Source organism: Christensenella sp., assembly GCF_034927525.1.
In the GTDB taxonomy this organism is placed as follows: Bacteria; Bacillota; Clostridia; order Christensenellales; family Christensenellaceae; genus Christensenella.
Window position 1 is genome coordinate 1 of the sequence record NZ_JAYFPU010000003.1, and the last position, 2,149, is coordinate 2,149.

The window sequence follows — 2,149 nt, forward strand, 5'->3', positions numbered from 1 at the left end:
CTGCTGGGCACCAAGGCAATGCAGAAAAGGGTGCTGAACAAGGTGGAACTCGGCATGAGCGAACTGTCGACAGTGTTGGAGACCGCCCATGAAGGGATCTTCTCCATTGACGCCAGGGGCTATATCAAGCATTGCAACCAAATGGCGGAAGAACTGTTTAAAACGACGAAAAGCGACATGATCGGGAGCCATATCAGCAAATTCATGCGCGGTACGCCCGCGCTGGAGGTGTTGCGCTCCGGAAACGGCTATACGGAGAACGAAGAGGTGTATACCAACGAAAGAGGCGGCTTCCACTTCATTGTTACCGTCAAGCCGTTCTCTACCGATGAGACGGCAGCCGGCGCGGTGATTTCCTTCCGCGATATCGAGGAAGCTCAGAAGCTGGTCTACAACTTCAACACCAGGGCGCTGAAATATACCTTCGACGATATCATAGGCGAAAGCGAAGCCATCAGAAAGGCGAAAACCCAGGCCATGCTCACCGCGAGAGGCAGCTCCACCGTATTGATCACGGGGGAAAGCGGAACCGGAAAGGAAATGTTCGCAAAGGCGATCCACTATGCCAGCCCCAGGGCAAAGGGACCGTTCGTCACGGTAAACTGCGGGGCGATCCCGGAGAACCTGCTGGAAAGCGAGCTTTTCGGCGATGAGAAAGGCGCTTTTACCGGCGCCAGCGACAAGGGGAAATACGGGAAATTCGAACTGGCCAACGGCGGGACTATCTTTCTCGACGAGATCGGGGATATGCCGCTGCACCTGCAGGTAAAGCTGTTGCATGTGCTTCAGAATATGCGTTTTGAACGGGTGGGAGGCAACAAGGTCATCATCGTCGACGTCAGGGTTATTGCGGCCACCAACAAGGATCTGGAAACGATGATCAGGGAAGGTACGTTCCGGGAAGATCTCTACTACCGCCTGAGCGTTATTCCGCTCGTTATACCTCCTCTCAGGGAGAGACGATCCGATATCAGGCTCCTGATGCGTCATTTTCTGAACAAATACAATACTTTCATGAACAAGAAGATCACCGGCTTTACCGACGAGGCGGAACACGTTTATGAAAATTACGGCTGGCCGGGCAATGTCAGGGAGCTGGAGAATGCGATCGAATACGGCACGAACATGGCTTTCGGGGATAAAATCGGCATTGACGCCATGCCGGGCCGGCTCTTAAAGAGAGGCGACAATACCATACAGATCGAAGAAAGCGATCTCCCTCTCAATGAACAGGTCAAATCCTACGAAAGGGAGATCCTGACGAGGAAGCTGAAAAAATACGGAAACAGCAGCAACGCGAAGGATCTGGTGGCAAAGGAGCTGGGACTCAGCAGGGCGACCCTCTACCGGAAACTATCGGAGCTTGAGATCAACTGAATCGGCGAGCCTAAATCAGCCGGGCTGTCGTGACAAAAATCAGCCGTATCGAAGACCGGATCAGCCGCCGCGTTGTCCTGAAATTTCTCATTTATGAGAAATAAATTTCATAAAATATGGAAAGCCGACAGGCCCCGCCTTCTGCCGTCTGCCCTGAAACCTTAATTTATCAATTGTTTAGACTCCATGCAATTTTCCCGCGGGAAAAACCATATTCGGCATGAAATTTGTATAGCTATATATTATGTTGTTGTATATAGATCATGGCGAGCGCCATAAATAATCGCATAACCGTATGCGGCCCGCAGCAGTGGAAAGCCGCCGCCGCCATATGGACAAAAAAGGAGGATTTTTAAAATGTTAAGAGACGCATTACCAAAGGTCGTTACGCCGTTACCGGGCCCCAAGGCACAGGCAATTATCGAAAGAAGGGCAAAGGCTGTGCCCAACGCGATAAAATGCGGATATCCCTGCGTGATAGCGCGCGGTGAAGGCGCCATGTTTGAAGACGTTGACGGCAATGTTTTCCTTGACTGGATCGGCGGGGTCGGAGTGCTCAATATCGGGTACAGCAAGCCCGAACTGATTGACGCCGTTAAGACGCAGAGTGAAAAGTACTTCCATGCCATGATGAATATCACAACGCATGAAAGATACATCGAGCTTGCGGAAAAGATGAACAGCATCGTTCCGGTGAAAGGCGAAACCAAAATGACCATGTTTGTAAACAGCGGAGCCGAAGCGGATGAAAATGCCGTCAAGATCGCCAGGA

The 2,149-nt window shown here is 51.4% G+C and carries 2 protein-coding genes; both read left to right on the forward strand.

The genetic code is table 11. The features are described 5' to 3' along the window. Positions 1 to 1,377 (forward strand): sigma-54 interaction domain-containing protein (locus VB081_RS00055; protein ID WP_323398823.1); only part of this gene is annotated, 1,377 nt, incomplete at its 5' end. A gap of 357 nt (positions 1,378 to 1,734) precedes the next feature. Further along, positions 1,735 to 2,149: aminotransferase class III-fold pyridoxal phosphate-dependent enzyme (locus VB081_RS00060; RefSeq protein ID WP_323398824.1), on the forward strand; the 415-nt coding region annotated here is incomplete at its 3' end.